The organism is Saprospiraceae bacterium, assembly GCA_016709995.1.
Lineage (GTDB): Bacteria > Bacteroidota > Bacteroidia > Chitinophagales > Saprospiraceae > JADJLQ01.
On the sequence record JADJLQ010000002.1, the window covers coordinates 352,213 to 371,177 of the forward strand.

An 18,965-nucleotide genomic window follows, 5' to 3' on the forward strand; every position below is an offset into this window, starting at 1 on the left:
AGATTATTTTTTTTTTCGTGCTAGCCGGATATTGGCACCAAATGCCACATTAGTCTGCCTAAACCAAAATTGTTGACTGGCCTTATCCGTTTTATTGATGGTGGTACGAATATCGGGCATATCTATAAAACCCCCTTTAAGTTCTGATTGGATAAAGAATGAATTAAAAAAAGTAAAATTGATCGCCGCCAGACCAGCGATGCCATAACCTGCGAGGTGAAACTCGTCATACTCCTTATTATTTAAAAGGGTTGCATCGGTGCGAGGCAGCAGGATGCCGGCACCAATGCCGGAGATGAAGTTTATTTTCAGGTGATTAAGGCTTAATAACTCGCCGATTCTACGCAATTCCAGGTTGGAATAATTCAAACCATTGGTATGTTCAAACTTTAAAAAATCTGAGTAGACGGTAATGTCTGAGTTTTTATAGGTGCCATCATACTTTGATCCCGCCTGGATAGAACCCGAGATTTTTACGACCTGGTCCTGATCCATGACATACTTCATATGATCCAGGCCAAAGGAAATACTATAGTGGTCGTTGAGGTAATAGCCGATCCGAAAATTAAATTGAGGTGTAGTGATATTGCCGGGATTGAGGTAAGAGTCCAGGCTAAACTTGGTCTGCCGATCTGACGCCGTTATTTTTTTGAGTGTAAAATTATGATTGGCACCTTTAAAATGCAGGTCGGACCTGGTGAATGCACTAGTGTTCCAACCCCAATAAAAGTAGAGGTTTCCTTTGTGGGGGGCAGGCAATCCTTGCTGTGAATAGATGGATGAAAAAGAGAAAATACAAAAGACGAGGATCAGATAAAGGTTACAGATGTGCTTTGTCATACTTGTCTACCGGTGTCGATATTAGTTAAGATTGAAAATACGCTGCAAATTAATTGAATATTGGTGGTTCGTGTAGTCCATGCCTCTAAGGTCCGTGAAAATTAACTTTAACCAGGTTGGAGTACAACGCCTCCCAAGCGCCTCCAAATTGCACTGCGACATCCTCCCACTATTTATGATTCACTGTCTTTCACAGCATTTTTGACATTATCATCTGCATGCCGGTCTATCAATTTATGTATGGGGTCTATACCGGCTTTGGTTGGTTCTTCATTGACTATAATGGTAAAAATTTGGCCTGCATCCTGCTGGTCTTTTCCTTCAACCAGATGTTTTTGCAGGTATATCAGTTTGTCTTCAGATTTGGACCCTTTGGCATAAATTCCGATGTCGATCCAGTCGTGTATCGGTATTAAATTTTCATTGCCGGAACTATCAGCCCGGTATTTTTCCGCTTTTACTTTGATAGTCACTTCGTAGGTTTTGTCAGGAAGTTGTTTATAAGTCACCGATTCGGTTTTATTTTCGAAAAGGGTGATGGTTTCAAATAGATCAGTAATTATATATTGTAATGAATCGGGCGTTTGAGCTTTAAAATATTGCAACAAATCATTAGAAGTGGGGTAGCGCTTGTAGGGATGATCTGGCCCCGGGTATTGCCAATCAGTTAGGAAATTTCGTAGCGCGAGGTTCACTTTATCCTCTCCGATATAATCTTGCAGGGCATACATGACCAGGGAGCCTTTGCGATAATGAATATAACCCTGTGACTCGACCAGGTTCAGAGGTTGCTCTTTTTTGCGTTCGGCGGAGCGTCCATTGAGGTAGCTATTAAGCTCATATTTCAAAAACTTTTGCATGATCTCAGGAGAAAGGGCATGCTTCATGACCATCAGGGCAGAATACTGAGCCTGTGTCTCCGAGAGCATAGCATTTCCTTTGACATTTGCTTCTGCTACCTGGTGTCCCCACCATTGATGAGCAAGCTCATGTGCAGTGACATAAAACGGCATGTCCAGATCTTCGGTCGAGTCGGCTATTTTTTGGATAAAGCCAATGCCCTCTGAAAAAGGTACGGTATTGGCAAAAGATTGCGCGAAGGTAGCATAGCGTGGAAACTCCATGATCCGCATCTGCCTATACTGGTATGGACTGAAGTTTTTTGAAAAATAATCAAAGGATGCTTTCATCGAGGACATCATTTTATCAAGATTGTATTCATGACCTTTGTGGTAGTAGATTTCGAGATTGACTCCATTCCAGGTATCTTTTTTTACTTCGTAAGCGGCAGAGACGATGGAATAAAAATTACACATAGGCACATCCATTTTGTAATGGAAATATTTGCGATCGTTTTCCTCCCATGATTTTTGTAAATACCCTGGAGCGATCGCTATTTGATCTTTGGAGGTGCCGACCACCATCTCAAATTGGATATAATCGGCATCATCCCCGAAAAGACTTTGTGACAAACCAATGGTATCCGACTGCTCCATCATGCGCTCTTTCTCCGGGATTTTCTTTTTACGACGGGTGTCATCGTCCCCGATTTCATACGCATTGTTGTATCCGATGGTAGGAAAATATAGATTATTAAAGAAGGTACCATTGTACACCACATCGGTATTGGACCCACCTCCTACAAATCCTTGTGTTTCAAACCTGGTTTTGAATGACATTTTTACCGAATCACCCGGAGTAAGCGGTTTTTGCAGGGTATAAATGGTATAACCAAATCGGTGATACGAAGTATCTGCAGATGCCCCACCTTCAAATCTGAGGTATTCATTTTTCATGTCATGTTGTACATCAGTCTGAATATGAATGTCAGATATGGACAGCGCTGTTTTATTTTTTAACCAGAAATAACCTTCCGCTGTAAAATCTCTTTCGTAGGGATAGATTTCTACCTTAAGATTGACATCTACGATTTTAGGTTGCGGGATATTTTCGAACTTTTTTAATGTGGTTTCATAAGCTACTCGCTTGTCTTCACGGTCCTCACGCGACATATACCGATTGATTTTATTGGTGTTGTAATATACATAGCACCCTGCCAGTACGGTAGAGAGTAAGGCAAACAAACCTAAGGTGAGAATGGGCCGTGTAAGTCTGAGTTTTCCCACTTTGAGTCTTGATTTAAATATAGCTTCGGATCCTCTGACCGACAAGACAACAGCGATGACAAACAAGAATAATACAAACAAAAACCAATACAGTTTAATCCAGGTAAAAGAGGTAAAAAAATGTCCATACTTATTCATGTCGGAATAAGAGTCCAGACTACCACTGCCAAAAATGGCCAGGGGATGTTCGATACCAGCAGCACTCATAAAAAAAGTGAGGATGAAAAAAACAAACATCATGGCGAAACCTACAAATTTGCTATTGGCCATGACCTGGACAAAAAATGAAAGGACGGTATAGAGAACCAGAAAGGCCAGCGTACTCGTAAACAAAGTTTTGAAATATAAGGGCAGTTCAAATTTGGTATATCCATGAGCAAGCTGTATCAATACGCCTGCACCAATCAAGAGCATTATCAGGGATAAAAAAACCAACATCAGTCCAAAGAATTTAGCAAGTAGATTTACCCAATCCGCGACTGGTGTAGCGTCCACGATCAAGTGCATATTGGTGACTCTTTCTTTCCATATCAGTTCGCCGGAATAAAATACTGCTATGATCAAAAAATAGGTATCAAAATTGTTTAAGAGACCGAGCACATTGGCCGTAATCGGATAGGAGCTGGTGCCATAGAGTTTTTGAAAATAAAAAGATCCTATAATCAAATCGGCCAAACCAATAAAGACTATAGCTATAAAAGGTATTTCACGAATGACCATTTTAAAATAAAAAATAGCCTGGGTCCAAAGTTGTTGCATTTGAGTTGGAAAACCGGAATATTGAGTGACAGCGGGTATAAGTACTGACTCCGGATTGATGGAAGGGGTCGTGTTTTTCGATGCTTTTTTCTTGAATAAAGCATTACGGACCACATTAAAGCTGAAAGCAAAATAAGTACCAATTAAGATCAATACGGCCACCGAGCACCAGATCAATCGGTTCCAAAGCATCAGCCCCTCCATTGGTACCAGCTGACTGTTTTTTTGAGCAGGTGTCCAATACTCTGTAAAAAGATTGAATGCTCTAAAACCAAATGGATCGATGAGCGCTGCTACAGTCTTATTGTCCAGATCCTGGGTGATTGTGGTCGATATCTGGTAAGCGACAAATAAAATAATCCCCTGCGTATAGATCACTAGTGTGGATCTGCTCAGCGCACCGGCGGCAAAAAATATGGCCCCTTGAATGAATAGATTGGTGAGGCCCCAGAGTATAAACGGTTGGAAGTAAGCCCAGGCTTGAAAAGGCAACATAATTTTTTCTTTCCAGGAAGGGTCCCAGGGTAAGTGCTTGCCAAATGCAAATCCCGCCATAAAGGCCATCCAGATCGAACAATAGATCAAAACCATCACGATAAAAGAGCCCAAAAACCGACCGAATAAATAATCAAACTTGGACATCGTCGTACTGAACATCAACGATTCTGTCTTATGCTCAAAATCGCGCAATACAGCTACACCCATGATCGCGGATGCGATGAAGGTGAAGAAAAAAGTCATGATCAATGTCATGAACGCAAGATTGTATGGAGAGTTTTCTTTGATCTGACCTCCTGCTACTCCCCCTATGGTGACATACTTGGAGGTGACTGCAGCAAAACACAATAAAAAAAGGATTCCAAAATATATATATGTGGCTGGCCTGTTCTTACGATAAGAAAACTCAAATCGAAGTATTTCTTTTAACATGATGATTTGAGGATTAAGCTTGAGTAAATATTTTGGAAAAATATACATCCTCAAGGTCACCTTCTACGGGGATACAGGTGCCATCAGGATTTTCATCAGCCAGTACATGGATGACAGGATGACCGGCTATGAGTTTTTCAGAGATTACTTTATGATTGGTTTTAAAAGCTGGCAAATCTGATTTGTTGATGGGTTTTTCCCAAATCTTACCTCCAATACCCGATAAAGCTTCATTGGGACTGCCTTTAAACAAGATCTCTCCCTGATTAAAAATAGCCATATCGGAGCACAACTCTTTTACATCATCTACGATGTGGGTAGAAAGTATGACGACAGTATTTTCACCTATCTCTGATAAAAGATTTAAAAACCGGTTTCTCTCCGCCGGGTCCAGACCAGCAGTAGGCTCGTCTACAATAATGAGCTTTGGATTGCCGATCAATGCTTGCGCTATACCAAAGCGTTGCTTCATCCCACCGGAATAGCCGCCGAGGTTTTTTTTACGGGAGTCCCAGAGATTGGTTTTTTGCAATAAAGCTTCGACGATGGATTTGCGTTCACCGGCATCGGTGATGCCTTTGAGGACTGCAAGATGGTTTAACAAGGTGATTGCATTCACCTTGGGGTAAACTCCAAATTCCTGCGGAAGGTATCCCAAGGTTTTCCGAACTTCATCTTTTTGTGTCAACACATTGATGTCCCCCAACATGATCGTTCCACTATCAGGTTCTTGCAAGGTAGCGATCGTGCGCATCAAGGATGATTTGCCCGCCCCATTGGGACCTAGCAGCCCAAACATACCCTGGTTGATGATGAGGTTAACATCTTTGAGTGCCTGTACCCCATTGCTATAAGTTTTATTGAGGTTTGAGATGATTAATTGCATGAGAGAAGGATTTATTGATTTTAGAATTAAAGAAACAGGTGAGTAAAACTTTCCAGAATAAATGTAGAAAACGAGGTCATAACCATTTTATAAAATCGACCAATTGAGTGTATTGACGGATCATTGTTTTTTTTTAAAATGAAGTCATCCCATATTTGAACCTGGAGTGACATAGGATCAACTCATCGACCAATCAATCCCTAATCCTGGTCGATCCAGGGGGTACATGACTCCATTTTTGATATCAAATCCTCCGGTGGCCAGGTCAAACGCTAAGTCCAGGCTGCCATCGAGATCAAGGTATCTTGTGCGCGCACACGCATAGGCGAGGTGCATCGCTGCCGCTATACTCAGCCTGCTCTCATCATTGCAGCCCCACATCAGGTCGATGCCGGATTCATTAGCGATATTGGCCATGCGGCTGGCGGCGTGGATACCTCCGCATTTCATTAGTTTGATATTAAAGATGCCGGCTCTTTTTTGCTCTGCGATGAGGTAGAGCATCTGCTTCACCATGTAGTGATTCGTCTGCAGCGATGGCATTTCGCATTGCTTCTGGCAATTGATCCACCTGCTCAAATTTATCAGCTCGGATAGGTTGCTCGTACAATTCTATGTCAATCGATTGGCAGGCGGTGTATAATTTTTTAAATTGATCGATCGTGTACCCTTGATTGACATCGGTGCGTATCTTAATATTATTTCCAAAAGTCTCCCGGAGTTTCATAAGCCGTTCGATATCCTGATCCGGGTCGATCCCGATTTTTACTTTTAGATGGTCAAAGCCCAGGCGTAAAAATTCTTTTGCTTCAGACAGCGTGGCTTCGACATCCATAATACCAATAGTAACTGAAGTGGGTAAAGGGTCACACTTGACACCAAGTGCTTCCACCAATGATTTCTCCTGGTATTTAGCCCAGGCATCGTAGATGGCTATATCGATGGCAGCGAGTAGCGTGGGCACTTTATCCAAGGTAGGACTCAGGCTTTTTATGAGCGATGCCGGAACTTCTATAGACCTACCCAATAGCAATCCAAGATCCAGGTTGTCTTTAGCCAGCACCGTCTGTCGGGTCGATACATGGACTACTTCATTTTCGGGATTGCAGCTGCCATAGCCTACGATGCCATTGTCCAATTCGATAATACAAAAAAGATTTTCTACGTGATCGACGGTTTTCCAGGCTATTTTGTAGGGTTTAGTTAGTTGGAGATTTTCGAGATGAAAGTCTATAGATCTGATCTTCATGATTCGAAGATAATGATTGTAAGATTATACCATATCCAGATTCTTTGATACTTGGAGTGAGTAACTGGACTTTAGGATATTTGTTATCTTGACTTGATGATGCAATTATTTTTGGCCCCAATCCTGGCTTTGATCCTGGGTTTGATACAAGAGACCGCCCCTGTAGATCTTTCTTATCAGGAGAGGAACACCCATTCTTTAGTCTCTGAGCTTCGCTCTCTGAACGATTTGAGTCGCTTGCCCGTTTATTTAGATCATACTTTCAGTGGCCAGGTCTCCTCTTACGATACTACCGGAGGTAACGATGATGGTTTTAGTGGCAAATATTCTTTTTTAAAAAGGAACGAAGACAGCAGCCTGGTCATATTGGACCTTCACGGAGCAGGTGTGATCAACCGAATGTGGACACCGACTCCATCCTCTGATACGTTAGATTTTTATATGGATGGAGCCTCCAGGCCATCCTGGTCTATTCGATACATCGATTTATTTTCAGGCTTACAATATCCCTTTGTGGCTCCTTTGTGTGGAAACCAATTGGGTGGATATTTTTGTTATTTGCCTATCCCTTTTAGCAAAGGTTGTAAAATTGTATTCAGAGGTAAAAAAACACAGTTTCACCAGATTCAGTATCGAATGTATGCTGCCGGCGACCAGGTCAAATCATTTAATCCCAACCTGGAGGAGAATGAAAAAGCAGAACTTAAAAAGATCGAAACACTTTGGGCTAAAAAAACAAAATCGGTAATTGATTTTTATTCAGGCACCATCCTACATGCTACTGATCAACCAATACTTCATGCAGGGCAGACGACTACCTTATTCGATCTGCATGAAGGAGGTCGTATCCTGGGCATCGAGTTGGATCCAGGTACTGCATTTGAAGGGCTGTATAAAAATATCGATATTAAAATCACCTGGGATGAAGAAAAACTACCTGCAGTTTATTGCCCTGTGGCTGATTTTTTTGGTTATGCCTTTGGTAAAGCAGCCATGCAGAGTCTATTTATTGGCTGCCAGGACAATAAAAATTATTGCTACCTACCCATGCCATTTGATCATGCTGCAAAAATCGAACTTATCTATCGGCCTACAACCAGGCACCCTGACCAGACTGTATCAATCAATTCAAAAATATATTACTCCCTGCAAAAAAGGAATCCTGCAAATGAGGGCAGATTATATGTGCAGTGGAATAAGAAACTGCTTTCTACTCCAGGTCATCCCCATGTATTGGCTGAGGTGAAAGGAAAAGGACATTACATAGGTACGATCCTTCAAGCTCAGGGACTACTAGCCGGTATGACCTATTTTTTTGAAGGAGACGATGAGACGACTATTGATGGTCAGCCTCGGCTGCATGGTACCGGATCGGAAGATTATTTTAATGGTGGCTGGTACGCCATGCTGGACCGGTGGGACGGGGCTATGAGTCTTCCCTTGCATGGTGCTTTGGATTATTCTTTGCCCTTTTGCCGAACCGGAGGCTATCGTTGGTGTCTTGGTGACAAACTAACTTTCGAGCATGACTTTTACCATACGATAGAACACGGGCCTGTGGGCAATGCTTTTCCAGTGGATTATACCTCCCTGGCATTTTATTATAATGACACGCCTCCCATATCGGTTTTAACCCCTGGTAATGAATTGAGCAAAGTTTTTATACCTGATACCTTAGTCATCTATCCTCAATTGATGGATTATAATGTATTTGGCAATATGGATATAAAGACCAGCTGGAAGTATGGCACAGGTGGCGAAAGTTATTTGTTTACTCCTGGCAAAGATACCTGGTTGCGTATCTCTTTAAAAGACCTGCCAGCTAGTGCTTATACTTTGTATTTCGACATAGGTAAGTTAAGTGAAGGGTGTGATTTTTCGGTATGGCAGCGACAGCGCATGATTTCAGATTGGGTCTCCACTTTTAGTCAAGCAGAAACGCGCGTACCAGCCTTAAAGATCAATGACCTCCAGCTCGATGAAAATCAAAACACACTTACGATAAGATTTAGAACAGATGCTACCCATAACAAACTTTTGTTTCATCGAATGACCTTGGTGAAGAAAAACTAGTTTGTCACTACCATTATATCGTACCGATTCACTAAACCTATTTTATTAAATGACACTGACAGAAATTATTAAGCTTAGACGATCCGTGAGGCGATTTGATACAAAGGCTTCCTTTGATCATGAGGCAGTCACCCGTGCGCTCGAATTGGCTATGTTGGCACCTAATTCGTCCAACCTTCAAACCTGGGAGTTTTACCGCTTAAAAGATAAATCCAGGATAGCGGCTATGGTCCCGCTATGCTTAAAACAAAATGCTGCACGCACTGCCTCTGAACTGGTGCTTTTCGTCAGCAGAAAAGATCATTGGAAAGCAAGATGCAAGTGGCATCTTGATCATACCTTGCAAGAGATCGAGGCCAGGCCGGAAGACCACAAAAAATTGAATAAAAGCCTTAGATATTACGGTACCTCCATACCTTATTTTTATCGAAATGACTTTTTAGGTATCCATACAATTATCAGGAAGGTCAACTTATTGATACAGGATATACGCCACCATCCTTTTATACGATGGACCTCGTCTTCTGATCTTCGGGTGGTCTCCCACAAGTCCCTGGCTCTGGCTGCTGAGAATTTTATGTTGAGCATGACAGATCAGGGGTATGCTACTTGCCCGATGGAAGGCTTTGATCACAAAAAAGTCAAAAAATTTTTAAAACTACCCAGCGAAGCTGATATCAGCATGATCATTGCTTGTGGGGTCGGATTGCCAGAGGGCATCTATAATGAAAGACGACGGTTACCATACGATCAGGTGGTTTTCGACCTGGGGTAATTAAATACTTATACTTTTACAACATGATTAAATTCAAAAGATACATTTTTTATATCAGCACGATCCTGGTGGCGACCCATTCAGGGATATGTCAGTCAGATGCCATTTTCGGTAATAGTATCTCTGATCAACTTCTGGTTAAAATGAAATCAGGGCTTAATACTCAATCCTATGAGTCTATTCAGGGCAGCCCTTATTCAAACGATTCTTTCATAATAGGCACAATCCGTACGGTAAAAGGAGTTTTTGAGGGAATACCTTTGAGATTCGATCTCTACAGTCAATGGATGGAATTTAAAGAGAAAGGTCAAACCTATATCATGGACCCTACTCCTTCAATTACTCAAGTTCATTTTGGTGACGAATCAGTATATGTATATCCGTATAATGATCAGGGCAGGTTTAAACTCGCCTATTTTTATCAATTGGATTCCGGACAAGTCAAATTGTTGATGAAAAAAACAATAAAATTTAATCCAAAATTGCCGGCAAAACCGATGGCTGATGAAACACCGGCAAAATTTACTCCCTCTAAAACCTTGTTTTATATCAAAGCCGTCAATCAGGAAGCTATTGAAATCACCAATGTCAAAAAACTGGCGGAGTTATTTCCTGACCATCAAAAAGAAGTGGAGTCCTTCATGACGAAAAAAAAGACCAAACTAAAAGAAGACGATCTGATCGAACTTTGGTCTTATTATAATAGATTGCATTAAAAATAGTCAGATCCTACTCTCTGATAGCTGGCGCTACAACATTTCCAAATAATTCTATCGACCGCATGATTTGCTGATGGGGCATAGGGCCCACACTCATCTGAGCAAGGAATCGTGTATTTTGAAATATGCTACGGATGTATTTTATTTTCTCAATCACGGTGGTAGGACTACCCACCAATAATGATCCTTTGGGAGATCGCATCTGCTCATACCCCATTCTATTCATAGGTCCCCAGCCACGCTCGCGTCCTATGCGGGACATGACTTCTGCATAGGGACCATAATATTCATCAGCTGCTTGTTGGTCCGTATCTGAAATATATACATGACAGTTGATACCGATTTGTATTTTTTTCGGATCATGACCGTTGTCGTTCCATGTCTTACGATAAAGATTGATGAGCGGTACAAATTGGTCTAAGGAACCTCCAATGATAGCCAGGGTCAGCGGCAAACCCAATTTGCCTGCCCTGATAGCAGAGTCCGGAGTACCGCCTATCGCTATCCATACCGGCAGTGGGTGTTGCAATGGACGGGGATACACTCCCATACCTGACATTGCCGATCGATGCCTTCCTCTCCAGGTGATCTTTTCATCCTGATCAAGCTTGAGCAATAAATCCAGTTTTTCTGTAAACAAGGTATCATAATCATTGAGGTCATATCCAAATAATGGAAATGACTCTATGAATGAGCCGCGTCCCGCCATGATCTCAGCCCTTCCATTAGATAGCAGATCAAGTGTAGCAAACTGTTGATACACCCGCACCGGGTCGTCGCTGCTGAGTACAGTCACCGCACTGGAAAGCCTGATTTGTTTTGTCCTGGCTGCTGCTGCGGCCAGTATCACTGCAGGTGAAGATGCTATAAAATCCGGACGATGATGTTCACCAATCGCGTAGACCTCCAGTCCTATGTCATCTGCCAGAGAGATCTCTTCCATCAGTTCGGCCATGCGTACCTGACCACGAATACCTGCATCCTCCGGCGAAGGAGCCATCTCCACAAAACTACATAATCCTAATTGCATAAAATATCCATTTAAATTTATTTCAAAGCCAATGGAGAACAAATATTTAATGTGAATGTTGCAACTTGAATGAATTCATTCCGTTAAAACACAAAAGCCATCCACCTGGGTGAATGGCTTTTTGATTCAAAAATATTTGCCTTGAGAAATTTTTTGATCCTTATTTTTTGAGTAGATCTCTGATCTCACTCAATAATACTTCAGAGGTAGAAGGTCCTGCAGGAGGTGCCGGAGGCTCACTTGCTTTTAATTTAGAAACAAATTTGACAATGAGAAATACTGGAAATGCTACCAATAAGAAATCAACGATAGACTGAATAAACTTGCCAATACCAAAATAAATACCAGGTGTAACCTCTTTGCCATCAGCACCCATCACAGCATCTTGCAAGGTGTATTTCCAGTCAGCAAAATTGACCTTAAAAATAGAACCGATCACCGGCATCAGGATATCCTCCACAAGAGAACCGACGATCTTGCCAAAGGCAGCTCCTAATATGACTGCTACTGCAAGGTCGAGCACATTGCCGTTTTTGATAAATTCTTTAAAGCCTTTGAGCATATAATTAAGGTTTTATTTTTTTCGAAGTAAATATATAAAATTAACTTCTATATATAAAAAAATATTATGTAACCGTCTTTTGGTCAGGCAGCAAATCAGCTTGCTATTCTCTTCAATGAATTTGTTAAATACAGTTAGAATAGTATTGAAGAAGATACACAGAGAAAGGTTTTTAGAAAGTAGATTGGTGGATGTAGAAAAAGAGTTCTATTTTTCCCAAAAAATAAAAACTATGATTCCAGCAAAAGCGTATGCAGCTTATCAACCAGACCAACCACTCAAGCCGTTTGAGTTTAACCGAAGAGCTGTAGGACCTCACGATATACAGATCGAGATAAAATACTGTGGAGTGTGTCACAGTGATTTGCACCGGGCACGTGGTGAGTGGAAGGGTACAGATTATCCATTGGTGCCAGGTCATGAAATTGTAGGGATCGTCCTGTCGGTGGGTAGTCATGTCTCCAAATTTAAAAAGGGTGATCTAGCAGCTGTAGGTGTGATCGTCGACTCTTGTCGTGAATGTGCCAACTGCCGTCAGGAAATGGAGAACTATTGTGTCGAAGGTCCCACCGGAACTTATAATGTAAAGGAAAGAGATGGATCGGGCATCACCAGGGGCGGCTATTCTTCACAGATAGTCACAGATCAGCGATTTGTGTATCATTTTTCTGACAAACTGGATATGAAAGCAGTAGCGCCTCTATTGTGCGCTGGCATCACCACCTATTCACCACTTAAGTATGCGGGTGTAAAAAAAGGCATGAAGGTGGGCGTAGCCGGTCTTGGCGGCTTAGGTCATATGGGTGTAAAGTTTGCAGTAGCTTTTGGCGCTGAGGTGACCCTGATCAGCCATACTCCTTCTAAAGAACAAGACGCTAAAAGATTAGGAGCACATCATTTTTTGTTGTCCAGCGATACCGATCAGATGAAAAAGCATGAAAGTTATTTTGACATTATATTGAATGCTATCTCTGCTCAACACGATTATAAAAAATACCTTGACTTGCTAGCGCTCAATGGTAAGATGCTCTTGGTGGGTTTGCCTCCTGAAAATCCTAAAGTCGATCCTTTTGCACTTATAAAAAACCGACGCACTATCATGGGTTCTATGATTGGCGGCACCACAGAAACCCAGGAAATGTTGGACTTTTGTGCAGAGCATAATATCGTCTCTGATATTGAGCTCATCCCTATTCAAAAAATTGACGAAGCATATGATCGTATGGTCAAAGGGGATGTGCGTTATAGGTTTGTGATCGATATGAGTACTTTGTAATATTTGATTTTTAGTACAAAAGCTGCAAAACATTATTGTAGAATTTTCTTCAACCAAATGGTCCATGAGTTGTTTCTAGACTGAATTATTTATCAGTTTTCATTAATAACTTAATCGTCCTATGGTTTTTTTTAGATGCATTGTATTGATCCTGGTATATCTGCCATTCACTTTGTCAAGTCAATCTTTGGGTAGTGTCACCGGTAAAGTTATCGATCGATATCAGCAGTACCCACTAGAATTTGTCAATGTGCAGGTTGATGGGACAGCCAAAGGAGGCGCCACCGATTCGTTGGGTTATTTTTTAATAGACAATATCCCTGTAGGTACCTATAATTTGTTATTCAGTTCATTAGGGTACAAAACATTTACACTCTTTAATGTGGTCATCACCAGCGGTAATCAAAGTAACTTTTCGATCGAACTGGAGGAGGAAGCCAATACACTCACTGAGATTGTTGTAAAAGGCACTAATCGAACTGTCAAGGCGGCTACTATCGAAACACCATTGAGTGTCCAGCGGGTGACTACCGAAGAAATCCGCAGCAATCCGGGAGGCAATTTTGATATCAGTAAAGTCATACAAACATTGCCGGGAGTAGGTGGTGGAGCAGGGGGAGGTAGTTTCAGAAATGATATCATCATCCGGGGAGGCGCGCCCAATGAAAATGTATTTTATCTCGATGGTATCGAAGTGCCTGTGATCAATCATTTTCAAACCCAGGGCAGTAGTGGCGGACCTCAGGGTATGCTCAATGTGAGCTTTATCGAAGATGTAAAGTTGACTACTTCTGCTTTTGATGCCAGGTATGACAATGCCATGAGCTCCGTGTTTCAATTTAAACAGAAAAACGGCAATCCCAATCAGGTACAAGGCAATGTGCGGCTCAGTGCCACTGAATTGGCCGCTACTCTGGAAGGTCCGCTATCAAAACAAAGACAAACCACTTTTCTGGCTTCAGCCCGGCGATCATATCTGCAACTATTATTCAAGGCGATAGATCTTCCCATCAGGCCAAATTATTGGGATTTTCAGACCAAAATCACGCACCAGATCAATAAAAAGACCACCCTCAATTTTATAGGCTTGGGAGCAATCGATGAGTTCAGCTTTGCTGTACCCAAAGAAAGTACCCCTGAAAAAAGTTATATCATCAATTCAGGACCCTTAGTGAACCAATGGAATTACACCGTAGGTGCATCTTTAAAAAAATTGATTGCTCATGGATATTTCAATCTTGCACTGAGCAGGACTCATTTTGACAATGCTATTCACAAATTTGAAGACAATTCAAACCCTACTCCGGACAATACCAGCCTGGATGTGGCCTCTAACGAACAAGAAAACAAACTGCGCCTGGATATCAATCAAACGATCGGCGGTTGGAAACTAGCCTACGGTGCTTCTATTCAATCTGCAGATTATTTTAATCAGACATATACCTTGATCAGAAAAGAAATCAGAGACGATCAGGGTACACTGCTTCAACCATCCATTGCATATAATTTTAATAGCCCTTTGCCCACCATCATAAAGTATGGCGCTTTTTTACAAGTGGGTAGAAGAGTAGCCAGTGATCGGCTGGGCATCTCTGCAGGCATCAGAACTGACATGAATTCATTTACACAGACGGGTGACCAGCCTCTAAAAACTTTATCACCGCGTATTTCATTGACTTATGCTTTGAGTGATCGATGGAATGTCAATGCATCCTTAGGCCGTTATTATAAATTAGCCCCCTATACGATACTTGGATATGCGGATAACCAAAATCAGCTGGTAAATAAAAATGCAGATTACCTCTCCAGCGATCACTATGTGACAGGTTTTGAATACATTCCTGCTGAAAACCTTCGTTTTACCCTGGAGGGATTTTACAAAAAATATCGTCAGGTACCGATCTCTATACAGAATGGTATCTCCTTGTCCAATCTTGGAGCAGACTTTAATATACTCGGCAATGAAGCTGTCAGGACAGATGGCCTGGGCAAAGCCTATGGACTGGAGTTTTTCGCGCAGAAAAAACTGACCGATCGGTTTTTTGGTATTCTGTCATATACTTTTTATCGCAGCCTTTATAACGGGACCAATGGTCAATATGCTCCCAGCAGTTGGGACAATCGACAATTGCTCTCCATGACGGTTGGGTATAAGTTTAAGCGTAATTGGGAGGTTGGGCTCAAGTTTCGATACCAGGGAGGAGCACCCTACACTCCTTTTGATGAAAACCTCTCCAGAATTAATTATCTTTCACAAGGAATCGGCACTCCAGATTATATGCGGGTCAATAGTCAACGGCTTAGCTCTTTTAACAGCTCAGACCTTCGAATTGACAAAAAATGGAATTTTAGGCATACCTCCATTGATCTCTTTTTGGATGTTAGCAACTGGTACCTTGCTAAAAACCCTGCCATCCCGGAATATACTTTTGAACGAACAGCCGACAATACTGCATTTAAAACTTCGGATGGTTTAGCTATACAGCCTGATGGTCGTAATGCGATACCGACCCGCGTCAAAAACGATGATCCTTTTTTTACTCCTTCGATTGGACTAATCGTAGAGTTTTAAAGTCCATATTTGTATAATTTTATGTTTCGCACGATTAAAAGAATTCACTCCGCTGTCTACCGCCCAATAGATGATCTTATCACCTACTCGCCATTACCTACCCCTACACTTGATCAGATAGATCCATTTATTTTTCTCAATCATCACGGTCCTCAGATTTACCCGGCCCACAATCATGGATTGCCTTTTGGCCCCCATCCCCACAGAGGTATGGAGACAGTGACTTTCATTTTGCAAGGAGATATTGCGCACAGAGATAGCAGTGGACATCAAAGTGTGATCACCTCCGGGGGTATTCAATGGATGACGGCAGGGAGTGGTCTGATTCATGCAGAGACCTCCTCAGAACGGTTTTTGGAAGATGGTGGTCCTATGGAGATCTTGCAGCTTTGGCTCAATCTTCCGGCAAAATATAAAATGACTCCACCATTTTACAAAGGACTTCAGGAGGCAGATATTCCAGTCATCGTGGCCAGGGATGAAATCACAAGAATTCAACTGATTTCTGGCAGCCTGGATAGTACCACCGGACCCATCACGCCTTTGACAGATGTTTTCATGAGTATAATACATCTTGCCTCTGGATCGGATATCCAGCTTTCGGTACCTGATGAAAAAAATATTTTCCTTTATGTGGTGCATGGGCATATTCTGATAAGGGGACAGATCATACCAAAACTACATTTGGCAGAGTTTAATAATGATGGTCATGAATTGAATATAAAATCAGATCAATCCGCACTGATTTTATGTGGCCACGCCACACCCTTCAATGAACCAAAAGTAGCACGTGGACCATTTGTCATGAATACCGAACAAGAGATATACCAGGCTTACCAGGACTATCACGCCGGAAAATTTGGGTCCTGGACTCAGTAACTAACCAACAAAGGAAATATCGAATCAAAATCAAAATGAAATCGATTACATATCATATCTTTATTCCCTAATTTTTACTTAAAAACATGAAGCAGCTATTTTTAAGCCTGATTGTGGCCAGTTTGATTTTTTCCTGTAAAAACTCCAGCCCAGCACCTGAGGTCACCACTACAGCAGTAGATACTACGCCTGCCAGGGCCGAACCCAAACCGATCTCTGATCCACTGGTCACCAATATCTATACCGCAGATCCCTCTGCCCATGTTTTTGAAGGGAAGATCTATGTCTATCCATCGCATGATTTTGATTTTGGGGTAAAAGAAGATGACCTGGGGAGTCATTTTGCGATGAGAGATTATCATATCCTATCGATGGACAAAATAGGCGGTCCGGTGACCGATCATGGTGTAGCAATAGACAAAGATGATATACCCTGGGTAGGCCGTCAATTATGGGCCCCTGATGCAGCCTATGAAAATGGTAAATACTACCTCTATTTTCCTGCCAAGGATAAAAAGGATGTTTTCAGGATTGGTGTCGCTACCTCCGCCTCACCCACGGGACCATTCAAGGCAGAAGCTCAACCAATCAAAGGGTCATACAGTATAGATCCTGCAGTATTTAAAGATGAAGATGGTAAATATTATATGTATTTCGGTGGTATTTGGGGCGGTCAGCTTCAAAGGTGGCAGACAGCTACATATGACACTGCTGCAGTAGAGCCCAATGATGAACGCCCGGCGATGGGTCCACGTGTGGCCAGATTATCAAAAGATATGTTACAATTTGCGGAGCCGGTCAAAGAAATAAAAATAGTAGATGCCACCGGCCAGCCTATAGCAGGAAAAGACCACGATCGAAGATTTTTTGAAGCATCCTGGATGCATAAATACAACGGTAAATATTACTTCTCTTATTCTACGGGCGATACCCACTTTTTATGTTATGCCATTGGCGACAATCCTTATGGACCTTTTACTTATCAGGGGGTCATACTCAATCCGGTCATCGGCTGGACCAATCACCATTCTATCGTCGAGGTAGATGGAAAGTGGTATCTTTTTTATCATGATAGTAGCTTGTCAGGTGGCAAGACACATTTGCGCTGTGTAAAAGTCACTGAGTTGCATTACAACGAAGACGGAAGCATCCAGACGATTACTGCTTATCAATAAATAAAATACCTTCGGAAGAATTATCTCCTGAAGGTATCCATGACTTACATGCTCATACTCATAATCTCCCTGACCTCTACCTTGCCATCTTCAAATTCCAGGATGGGGCATCCTTTTGCTAATTCCAGGGCTTCGTCATAATTGTCAGCTTTACACATAAGATAACCACCGACCATTTCTTTACCTTCGATAAAAGGTCCGTCTGTTACTATTTTTTTATTGCCAATGATTTGTTTTCCCGATTGATCGAGCGGTTGAGCTCCAACAAACTTTCCTTGCTCTGCCATAGCACCCATCCATTGGGCCCACTTTTGCATATGAGATTGCCATGCTTCGGGTGATTGTCTCAAGGTAGCGCTGTCACCCCCTCTGAATAAAAAAAGATACTCTGTCATATTATTGTTTTTTAGTTTTTGTTGAAAGAAAATGAATTCTGATTATGGAGTTTCTAAAATCGATTTTAGTTTCTGGAGGTCTTTTCGATTGGCCCGCTTCATAGCCATAGACATAAATGGAGCGAGCAAACTTGAAAAACCAGTGGGATTGCCCCGATTGCGTAAGGTCATATGGGTCGTCTGATCATCTATCTTTTTCCACTCGTAGATCGTCTCCATTGGGAATGGACCTTCATTGGTCTTCATGACTAATTTATTAAAGGAGCGCTCTGTAATGATATACGTGTAGTCCAGCGATTTTCCTAAAAATGCAGCTTTAAACTGGATCAACGAGCCTACCTCCAGTGGTGAGGTAGTACCCTCCGGCAATCTATGAGCGTAATTAATATTTTCATACCATGCAGGAACATTGATCGGATCAGCAGCATAAGACGAGACTACTTCAAGGGGTCTATTGATTTGGATTTCGGTCAGGACATCTACCATGATTGGATAAAAGATTGTTTTTTTATTAAATATATGACGCAGTCATTCTTTCAATTTGGACAAAAAATTATTTTAAATGTTCTTGTCCAGATTTTCAAGGCTTCATCGTCATTTATGATACTGGTGGTTATTCCGGTGAGAAAATTTTTAAAAAATTATCCTTCAGGTTTGACCTCCAAGTTTAATCAATTTTCGTAATCTACATATTAATCTCATTTAAAAAATATCATCTT

At 41.7% G+C, this 18,965-nt stretch carries 16 protein-coding genes; 7 read left to right on the forward strand and 9 right to left on the reverse strand.

The genetic code is table 11. From position 1 onward, the window contains the following. Positions 1-3: 3 nt before the first annotated feature. The 5 genes from IPJ09_15955 to IPJ09_15975 all read right to left on the reverse strand — a co-directional run bounded on the left by IPJ09_15955 (position 4) and on the right by IPJ09_15975 (position 6,790). Positions 4-795: a hypothetical protein gene (locus tag IPJ09_15955; protein ID MBK7372900.1), complete on the reverse strand. Its 792-nt coding sequence runs from the start codon at positions 793-795 to the stop codon at positions 4-6. A 218-nt stretch (positions 796-1,013) separates the two neighbouring features. Beyond that, the gene (locus tag IPJ09_15960; GenBank protein MBK7372901.1) at positions 1,014-4,655 is read right to left on the reverse strand and encodes an ABC transporter permease subunit; all 3,642 of its coding nucleotides are present in this window, start codon (positions 4,653-4,655) and stop codon (positions 1,014-1,016) included. A 13-nt stretch (positions 4,656-4,668) separates the two neighbouring features. Continuing rightward, on the reverse strand, positions 4,669-5,541 hold the full coding sequence (locus IPJ09_15965) for an ABC transporter ATP-binding protein (protein ID MBK7372902.1): 873 nt from the start codon (positions 5,539-5,541) through the stop codon (positions 4,669-4,671). Between the two features lie 177 nt (positions 5,542-5,718). Next, entirely contained in the window at positions 5,719-6,045 is a 327-nt protein-coding gene (locus tag IPJ09_15970; GenBank protein ID MBK7372903.1) for a hypothetical protein, read from the reverse strand. After that, positions 6,002-6,790, reverse strand: a complete 789-nt coding sequence (locus tag IPJ09_15975) for a dipeptide epimerase (protein MBK7372904.1) — start codon at positions 6,788-6,790, stop codon at positions 6,002-6,004. Before IPJ09_15975 ends, IPJ09_15970 begins: the two co-directional genes overlap by 44 nt. A 96-nt stretch (positions 6,791-6,886) precedes the next feature. Between IPJ09_15975 and IPJ09_15980 the strand changes: the two genes are divergently transcribed. Genes IPJ09_15980 through IPJ09_15990 form a run of 3 tightly spaced genes read left to right on the forward strand, consistent with a single transcriptional unit; the run spans position 6,887 to position 10,354 of the window. Then, positions 6,887-8,863, forward strand: coding sequence for a DUF2961 domain-containing protein (locus IPJ09_15980; protein ID MBK7372905.1), 1,977 nt, complete (start codon positions 6,887-6,889; stop codon positions 8,861-8,863). Between the two features lie 49 nt (positions 8,864-8,912). After that, the gene (locus IPJ09_15985; protein ID MBK7372906.1) at positions 8,913-9,638 is read left to right on the forward strand and encodes a nitroreductase family protein; all 726 of its coding nucleotides are present in this window, start codon (positions 8,913-8,915) and stop codon (positions 9,636-9,638) included. A 23-nt stretch (positions 9,639-9,661) separates the two neighbouring features. Next, a complete protein-coding gene (locus IPJ09_15990) occupies positions 9,662-10,354 on the forward strand; it encodes a hypothetical protein (GenBank protein ID MBK7372907.1) in 693 nt (230 codons plus the stop codon). 13 nt (positions 10,355-10,367) lie between these two features. Here IPJ09_15990 and IPJ09_15995 read toward each other — a convergent pair whose 3' ends face one another. Beyond that, a complete protein-coding gene (locus tag IPJ09_15995) occupies positions 10,368-11,387 on the reverse strand; it encodes an LLM class flavin-dependent oxidoreductase (GenBank protein MBK7372908.1) in 1,020 nt (339 codons plus the stop codon). A 160-nt stretch (positions 11,388-11,547) separates the two neighbouring features. Beyond that, positions 11,548-11,949: a large conductance mechanosensitive channel protein MscL gene (gene mscL / locus IPJ09_16000; protein MBK7372909.1), complete on the reverse strand. Its 402-nt coding sequence runs from the start codon at positions 11,947-11,949 to the stop codon at positions 11,548-11,550. Positions 11,950-12,181: 232 nt separating this feature from the next. Here mscL and IPJ09_16005 point away from each other — a divergent pair, with 232 nt between their 5' ends. The 4 genes from IPJ09_16005 to IPJ09_16020 all read left to right on the forward strand — a co-directional run bounded on the left by IPJ09_16005 (position 12,182) and on the right by IPJ09_16020 (position 17,851). After that, the gene (locus tag IPJ09_16005; GenBank protein ID MBK7372910.1) at positions 12,182-13,225 is read left to right on the forward strand and encodes an NAD(P)-dependent alcohol dehydrogenase; all 1,044 of its coding nucleotides are present in this window, start codon (positions 12,182-12,184) and stop codon (positions 13,223-13,225) included. Positions 13,226-13,346: 121 nt separating this feature from the next. After that, positions 13,347-15,797, forward strand: coding sequence for a TonB-dependent receptor (locus IPJ09_16010; protein MBK7372911.1), 2,451 nt, complete (start codon positions 13,347-13,349; stop codon positions 15,795-15,797). Positions 15,798-15,818: 21 nt separating this feature from the next. Continuing rightward, positions 15,819-16,676, forward strand: a complete 858-nt coding sequence (locus tag IPJ09_16015) for a pirin family protein (GenBank protein ID MBK7372912.1) — start codon at positions 15,819-15,821, stop codon at positions 16,674-16,676. 86 nt (positions 16,677-16,762) lie between these two features. Further along, entirely contained in the window at positions 16,763-17,851 is a 1,089-nt protein-coding gene (locus tag IPJ09_16020; protein ID MBK7372913.1) for a glycoside hydrolase family 43 protein, read from the forward strand. A 44-nt stretch (positions 17,852-17,895) separates the two neighbouring features. On the opposite strand, the gene IPJ09_16025 is transcribed toward IPJ09_16020, so the two are convergent. Both IPJ09_16025 and IPJ09_16030 read right to left on the reverse strand, forming a co-directional pair. After that, positions 17,896-18,246: a hypothetical protein gene (locus IPJ09_16025; protein MBK7372914.1), complete on the reverse strand. Its 351-nt coding sequence runs from the start codon at positions 18,244-18,246 to the stop codon at positions 17,896-17,898. Positions 18,247-18,288: 42 nt separating this feature from the next. Further along, complete coding sequence (locus tag IPJ09_16030; GenBank protein MBK7372915.1) at positions 18,289-18,732, reverse strand: SRPBCC family protein; 444 nt, start codon at positions 18,730-18,732, stop codon at positions 18,289-18,291. Positions 18,733-18,965 lie beyond the last annotated feature (233 nt).